Origin of the sequence: Bradyrhizobium sp. SZCCHNR1043, assembly GCF_032489675.1 — a bacterium.
Lineage (GTDB): Bacteria > Pseudomonadota > Alphaproteobacteria > Rhizobiales > Xanthobacteraceae > Bradyrhizobium.
In genome coordinates, this window is sequence record NZ_JAUEYN010000012.1 from 280406 (window position 1) to 287550 (window position 7145).

Below are 7145 nucleotides of genomic sequence, written 5' to 3' on the forward strand. Positions count from 1 at the left end.
CACTGATGAGCGACATGTTCGTGACGCTCGGCACCTGGAACTGGCTGATCTTCGGCATCATCCTGATGGCGCTGGAGCTGCTCGCGCCGGGCATCTTCCTGTTCTGGCTCGGCCTCGCCGCCCTGCTGGTCGGGCTGCTGTCGTTTGCGTTCGCGCCGGGATGGCAACTGCAGATCCTGCTGTTTGCGCTGTTCGCGGTCGCCGCCGTGCCGCTGTGGCGGCGCTTCGCGCGGGCGAGTGCGGCGCCGTCGCGGGACAATCCGTTCCTCAACCGCCGCTCGGCGGCCCTGGTCGGCCGCGAGTTCACCTTGGAGAAGCCGATCGTCGGCGGCAATGGCACCGTCCGCATCGACGACACGGTGTGGCGCGTCGCGGGCCCCGACACCCCCGCCGGCAGCCGCGTCCGCATCGTGCAGGCCGACGGCGCCCAGCTCACGGTGGCTGCGGCGTAGGTGCCGTAGGGTGGGCAAAGGAACGACGCGGCGATAGCCGTGTCGTGCCGTGCCCACCATCTGCATCGCGCGCAAGACGGTGGGCACGTCGCGCCAACTCATAGGGAATATGCGGAGAGAGCGGAGCCTGCGCGCCTTTGCCCACCCTACGATTCCTGCTCAATTCTGCAGTCTTACGCCCAGCATCACCACCGTGCCGGACGACCCAGCACCCGTGATGTTGGAGTCGAGCTTGTCGTAGCGCAGCGTGCCCTTGACCCAGACGTTCCGCGACATCTTGTAGACGAGGTTGCCTTCGGCCGAATAGGTGCGGTCGCTGCGGCCGTAGCCCTGATAGTCGAGCGTGCCGAGGCTGAACTTGCCGATGCCGGTCAGCCAGCGCCGGAAGTCGTGGTCGACCTGCACCGTGTAGGTGCGCACCAGCACGCCGGAGGCGCCGGCCACCGTGGTCTCTGCGAGCTGCGTGTCGGAGAGAAAGCGCGCGGTGGTCAGCGGCGTCGCCGACCACACCAGCGAGGCCGTGGTGAGGAAGCCCTGCAGCCGGTTCAGCCGCGGGTCGACATAGCTGCGCGTGGCATAGCCGAGCGAAACCTCGCCGGTCACAAGCCGGGTGAACTCGAACGAGGTGCCGGCCTTGGCGTAGCCGCCCGAGGAGTCGCGCTGATAGCCCGAACGGTCGACCCGCTGGTCGTGCACGCGGCTGTCGCCCTGCACCTCCGCGAACGGCTTCAGGCCCGGCATGACCTCGTAGGACACCCGGCCGATGCCGCCGAACTGGTTGTAGTTGCGGTCGTCGTTCGACGTCATCGTGCCGTCGGTCAGCTTGCTCAGCTGATAGCTGGTGCGGTCGGCGGTGGCGCCCGCCGAAATCTGCAGCCGGTTGAAGCGCTGGTCGATGCCGACGGTGGTGCCGAGCGTGGTGTAGACCGGATAGCGCGCCAATCCGGCCTGCACGCTGGGACTGCCGGGATTGTCGGTCGCGGCACGCAGCCGCAGCTGGGCGCCGACCGAGGTGTCGCGGCTGACGTCGAGGCGGCCGTCGACATGGCCGGTGAAGTCGGGGCGGTCGAGCGTGGTCGGCGCCGAATTGATGCCGCCATCCATGATAGCCGGCAGGGTGCTGCCATAGCCGGTGAAGGAGCCCCGCAGGTCGGCGACGAGGGCGTGACGCTCCCAGTTCGACACCGCCAAAAATTCCGGCGCGATCATCCAAGCCGGCATGCCGCGCGGCCTGGCGAGGCGGGCCGGGTTGCTGTCATACCCGGCCGAGAGCTCCACCGCGCCCTTGATCAGGAACGGGCCGGCGTAATCGCCGACTGCGCCGAACGGGTCGTCATCGATCTTGAGACGCTTGCGCGGCGGCTGGCCGGGCACGGTGCCCGCCATGGCGGCCGGGACCGGCTGCCTGTTGGCTGTGGCCGACGGCGGCAAAGTCGGACGCAACTGCCCGGTCAGCTCGCCGGAAGGTCGCGTGCCGGGGCCCGGCGGCGGCTTGGGCCGCGCCTGGGCGGGATAGTATTTCGGCTTCTTCCGATTGCGGTTCAGCGAATCATAGCCGAATTCGGCAGCGCCGCTCGCCGCGGGCACACCGGGCAGGGGAACCAGATTTCGTCGTGCGGCCGAGCTGGTCGGCGCAGGCGTCGCGGGCAGCCCTGGCGTCGGTACGGCATCGGTCAGGCCGCTGACCACGGTCCGCCGCAGCGGGGAGTCCTGCGGGGCGAGGAAGCCGTCGCGCACCGGCCGGAACGCGTCGATGGTCTGGGAATGGGCCGCATCGGGGCCGAGCGCGCGGAGCAGCAGGCATGCGGCGGAGGCGCCGCGCCACATCGCGCGCCTTATCGCGCGTCCTGCGCGGCCGCTGTCAGGCCTCCATCCCACGATGAAAAATACTCCAACAAAATCAATTGCGTCGTCGGGACACCCGCGCCGCCGGCAAACCGCCTCGTTAAGGGAGTAAAAACAAATATGGTTAATGGGCTGTTGATGGCGCCTTGCTGCCTTACCCATGCTAAAGAGCGGCGCCTGACTGTTCAGCCCTGGAAGTCCGCATGCCGAGATCGAAGCCGTTGCCCGAAGCCGCTCCCGCAAACGCAGATATCCAGTCGGCGCTGCGCACGCTCGACGCCGGCAGCAATGGCATTGCCGCGATCTCCGCTGCACTGCGCGGTCCTCTGGGGCCGGCCTTCGCCGCCGCCGTCGAGCTGATCCGCCAGGCCAAGGGCCGGGCGATCCTCACCGGTCTCGGCAAGTCCGGCCACGTCGCCCGCAAGATGGCCGCGACCCTCGCCTCGACCGGAACGCCCGCCTTCTTCGTCCATTCCGCCGAGGCCGGCCATGGTGATCTCGGCATGATCACCTCCGACGACGTCGTCATCGCGCTGTCGTGGTCCGGCGAGCAGCCGGAGATGAAGACGCTGGTCAACTACACCAAGCGCTTCGCCATCCCGCTGATCGCGATCACCTCCAATGCGCAATCGTCGCTGGGGCAGGCGGCGCGCATCGTGCTGGAGCTGCCGAAGGCGCGCGAGGCCTGTCCGCACAATCTGGCGCCGACCACCTCGACGCTGATGCAGGCGGCGATCGGCGATGCGCTCGCGATCGCGCTGCTGGAAGGCCGCGGCTTCACCGCGCTCGAATTCGCCAATTTCCATCCGGGCGGCAAGCTTGGCGCCATGCTCAAGCACATCTCGGACCTGATGCGCTCGGGCGACGCGGTGCCGCTGAAGCCGCTGGGCACGGGCATGCCGGATGCGCTGGCCGAGATGTCGGCCAAGGGACTCGGCTGCGTCGTCATCGTCGATGCTCGCGGCCACGTCGCCGGCATCATCACCGACGGCGACCTCCGGCGGAAGATGCGTGCCGATCTGTTGTCCGCATCGGTCGACGAGATCATGACCGCGAACCCGCGCACCGTGCGCCGCGAGGCGCTGGCCTCCGAGGCGCTGGAGATCCTGAACTCCGCCAAGATCACCACGCTGATCGTCACCGACGGCGCCAGGCCGGTCGGCATCCTGCACATGCACGATCTGCTGCGGGCAGGGGTGGCCTAGCTCGAAGCGTCGTTTGCGGGCGCCCGGCTGCCGCGCGCTTGGGAAGACCGGTCAGCCTGCGTTGAATCGTGCCGCATTGGCCTCCAGCGGCAGCTGCAGTGCGTTCGCGACATACGCCACGGTGCGATAGAAGCCGCACAGCAGGATGATTTCCAGCACCTGATCCTCATCGTGATGCAGGCGGAGGCGGGTGAATTCGTCGTCGCTCAAGGTCGACCGCTGGTGCAAGGCATCGACCGCAGCGATCAGGGCTTGTTCGGGGGGCGACCAGCACGCCGCGTCGGCCGGTGCATTCACGGTGGCGTCGATCTGCTGCGCCGTCAGGCCGGCGTCTGAGCCGAAGATGCGGACGTGCACCCCCCATTCGTACTCGCACGCATTCAGCGCGCAGGTCCGATCGATGACGATTTCGCGCTGACGCAGGGACAGCGGGCCGCGGTCGAGCAGGCTGCCGCCGCGAAATTTGGTCCAGGCGCGCGCATGGCCGGCCATCACCCGGAACAGCATCAAGGGCGGCGCCCCGCGCATGATCTGGTCGAATTGCGCCTGGATGTCGGCCGGGTAGGGCGGCTGCAGCGGGGCGATCCGGGGCATGGCGGTTCCTCCTGTGCGGCGCTACATTTACTGTAGCAGTATGCTACGCTTTCCGTAGCGCTTGGCAAGCTGTTGGAGAGTTTTCGTGCCGAAAGACGTTCAACCGCGCCGGGTGCGCGGCTCGCGCTCGGGCCGGCCGGTCATGGCGCTGCTCGATCTGTTGGGCCGGCGCTGGTGCCTGCGCATCGTCTGGGAGCTGCGCGACGACGCCCTGACCTCCCGGGCGCTGCGCGCGGCCTGCGACGAGGCCTCGCCGACCGTGTTGCAGGCGCGGCTGGACGAGCTGCGCGAGGCGGGCTTCATCGTGCTGGGCGACAGCGGCTACGAGCTGACGCCATTGGGGCGCGAGCTGTTTGAGACCTTCCTGCCGCTGCATCGTTTTGCCGAGCGCTGGAGCCGGCAGACGGGATGAGCCTAGCTTGGGCACGTGCGCGGTCCCGGTCTGGCCGGGCACGGCGGCGTCGTGCTATGGGCTCGCCCGAGACAGGGAGCAGAGCCGATGCCGGGCGCATTCGATCTGGATAAATATCTCGTGCGCATCGGCTATCGCGGGCCGCTGGCGCCGACGCTCGAAACGCTTGCCGGATTGCAGGCGGCGCATGTCGATGCGATCGCGTTCGAGGGCCTGGATCCGCTGCTCGGCCGTCCCGTGAACATCGATCTCGCCTCGGTCCAGGCCAAGATCGTCGACGGCCGTCGCGGCGGCTATTGTTTCGAGCAGAATGCGCTGCTGAAGGCGGCGCTGGTGGCGATCGGCTTTGCGGTGACGCCGCTCTCGGCGCGGGTGCGCTGGCGCCTCGATGCGGCCGCGCCGCTGACGCCGCGCACGCACATGATGCTGAAGGTGGACCTGCCGGAGGGGCCTCATCTCGCCGATGTCGGTTTCGGCTCCTGCCTGCTCGATACGCCGTTGCAGATGGTGCCCGACGTCGAGCAGCCGACTGCGATGGGCACGTTCCGCCTGACGCTCTCCGATGGGCTCTATTGGCTCGCGGCGAAGCAGCCGGCCGGCTGGCGCACGATGTACGTCTTCGACCTCGCGCCGCAGATCCACGCCGACTACGTGCTCGGCAACTGGTTCACCTCGACCAGCCCGTTGACGCCGTTCACCTCGATGCTGATCCTGGAGCGGTTGACGCGTGAGGCGCGCTACAAGCTGGTCAATCGCCGCCTGGTCATCGAGGCGCGTGATGGCGTGGTGCGGAGCGAACGGATCATCGAAACGCCCGATGCGCTGCGCAGCGTCATCGAGGAGGTGTTCGGCGTCACGCTTCCGGTGTCCGTCGAGGTGATCTGGAAGCGCATCGAGAGCTGACGGAAGGCATGACGATGGCCGGTGAGCTTCAACTGGATTCCTATCTCGCTCGCATCGACCATCGCGAGCCGCTCGCGCCCGACCTGTCGACGCTCGCAGCGCTGCAGGCCGCGCATGTCGACGCGCTGCCGTTCGAGGCGCTCGATCCGCTAATGGGCCGTCCCGTCCATGTCGACCTGCCGTCGGTGCAACAGAAGCTCGTGCTCGGCCGCCGCGGCGGCTACTGCTTCGAGCAGAACGTGCTGTTCCAGGCGGTGCTGGAAGCGGTCGGCTTTGAGGTCAGCGGCCTGACGGGGCGCGTGCGCTGGCGCTCGGCGCTGACCGATCCGCTCGGGCCGCGCCAGCACATGATGCTGATGGTCAAGGTCGACGGCTATCCGCATCTCGTCGATGTCGGCTTCGGCATCTGCATGATGGATGCGCCCATTCGTCTCGAAGTTGGCTCCGAGCAGCAGACGCCGATGGGAACGTTTCGCATCGGCACGTGGGACGGGCTCTATACGGTCAGCGCGAAGCAGCCGACGGGCTGGCGCATGATGTATGCGTTCGACCTCGTGCCGCAGATCCATGCCGATTATGTGCTCGGCAGCTGGTATACGTCGACCAGCCCGAACGTGCCGGCCACGCATACGCTGATGATGGAGCGTGTCGAGCCCGGCGTGCGTCACAAGCTGGTCAGCCGCCGCTATCAGCGGCAGGCGCGCGACGGAGACGTGATCGAGGAGCGGATCATCGAGAGCGCCGACGAGCTCGGCCGGCTCATCGACGACATCTTCCGTGTGACGCCTCCCGTGCCAATCGAAGACATCTGGGCGCGGACGTCGAGCTGATCTCCGGACGACCGTGTCGTGGATGATGTTCGATTCTCGAACGTGCTTCGCAATCGATCGAGCTGGCAACAGTCGATACGAAACTTTTCCGCGTGTTGTGCGGCATTTGAAGGGAATGCCGGCGTCCGCATTGGGCATATCTTAAGAGTCGCACCCTTAGGTTGCGGGAACCCAAGGAAGCTCGCGGCGCCCGGCCGTCGAACAAGGGGGATCGCCCAGCATGACTGACATCGTGATGCACGCGACGCGATTAATCCTGCCGCGGACGTCGGAGCAGGACTGTCACCGCCGCACACGGCCTCACCCTTCCTGACATCAGAGCCGCGCGACGCGGCTCATCCGATCTGGCCTGACGGCCAGGACGGGTGGGGGCTTCACGGTTGAAACGTCGACCCTGACGCTTCGACGCTCATCCGATCGATCATGCGGCCACGGCCTGACCTGCCACTTCAGGCCGAGCGGCGACTCATGTCGACGAAGCCCCCACCCCTTTTTCTGTTAGCGAGTTGGAGTCTGCTACTCACACCGAAAGCGGTGAACTCCCCTCCCCCTTGCGGGGAGGGGGTGGGGGTCCGCGAGTCGCGCTCTATATGAAAGCTGAGCGATAGGTCCGCGGGCGGGTGCCACCGCGTTATTGCGAGCCAAGAAATCCAGAGTCATTTCCTAGGTCCTGGATTGCTGCGTCGCTTCGCTCCTCGCAATGACGGGAGGGGGGTGGACGAAGAGCGTCCGGCGAGAGCTGCAACCGCATCAAGCGCATTTGACGCGCTGGCGAACGCAACGAAATTCAGCGTCTGGAGACCCCCACCCCCGACCCCTCCCCTCCAGGGCTACGGGATTCCCGGTTTTATGCTTTGGGTTGCAAGTAGATAGCCTTCAAGCATTGCAGCGAGACGATCCCAGC

At 67.1% G+C, this 7145-nt stretch carries 7 protein-coding genes; 5 read left to right on the plus strand and 2 right to left on the minus strand.

The window, feature by feature from the left end; translation table 11 throughout:
* Window positions 1-5: 5 nt before the first annotated feature.
* Window positions 6-452 (plus strand): NfeD family protein, encoded by a 447-nt coding sequence (locus QX039_RS22480; RefSeq protein WP_315772400.1) that lies wholly within the window; start codon window positions 6-8, stop codon window positions 450-452.
* A 159-nt stretch (window positions 453-611) separates the two neighbouring features.
* Here the strand turns inward: QX039_RS22480 and QX039_RS22485 are convergent, their stop codons facing one another.
* Window positions 612-2330: an outer membrane beta-barrel protein gene (locus QX039_RS22485; RefSeq protein WP_409998879.1), complete on the minus strand. Its 1719-nt coding sequence runs from the start codon at window positions 2328-2330 to the stop codon at window positions 612-614.
* 170 nt (window positions 2331-2500) lie between these two features.
* On the opposite strand from QX039_RS22485, the gene QX039_RS22490 reads away from it, so the two are divergent.
* Entirely contained in the window at window positions 2501-3502 is a 1002-nt protein-coding gene (locus QX039_RS22490) for a KpsF/GutQ family sugar-phosphate isomerase (RefSeq protein WP_315772403.1), read from the plus strand.
* A gap of 51 nt (window positions 3503-3553) precedes the next feature.
* On the opposite strand, the gene QX039_RS22495 is transcribed toward QX039_RS22490, so the two are convergent.
* Window positions 3554-4096 (minus strand): carboxymuconolactone decarboxylase family protein, encoded by a 543-nt coding sequence (locus tag QX039_RS22495; RefSeq protein ID WP_315772405.1) that lies wholly within the window; start codon window positions 4094-4096, stop codon window positions 3554-3556.
* A 142-nt stretch (window positions 4097-4238) separates the two neighbouring features.
* On the opposite strand from QX039_RS22495, the gene QX039_RS22500 reads away from it, so the two are divergent.
* The 3 genes from QX039_RS22500 to QX039_RS22510 all read left to right on the plus strand — a co-directional run bounded on the left by QX039_RS22500 (window position 4239) and on the right by QX039_RS22510 (window position 6241).
* The gene (locus QX039_RS22500) at window positions 4239-4508 is read left to right on the plus strand and encodes a winged helix-turn-helix transcriptional regulator (RefSeq protein WP_315772421.1); all 270 of its coding nucleotides are present in this window, start codon (window positions 4239-4241) and stop codon (window positions 4506-4508) included.
* Window positions 4509-4595: 87 nt separating this feature from the next.
* A complete protein-coding gene (locus QX039_RS22505; protein ID WP_315772407.1) occupies window positions 4596-5411 on the plus strand; it encodes an arylamine N-acetyltransferase in 816 nt (271 codons plus the stop codon).
* Between the two features lie 14 nt (window positions 5412-5425).
* On the plus strand, window positions 5426-6241 hold the full coding sequence (locus tag QX039_RS22510; protein ID WP_315772409.1) for an arylamine N-acetyltransferase family protein: 816 nt from the start codon (window positions 5426-5428) through the stop codon (window positions 6239-6241).
* The last annotated feature ends 904 nt before the right edge of the window (window positions 6242-7145 follow it).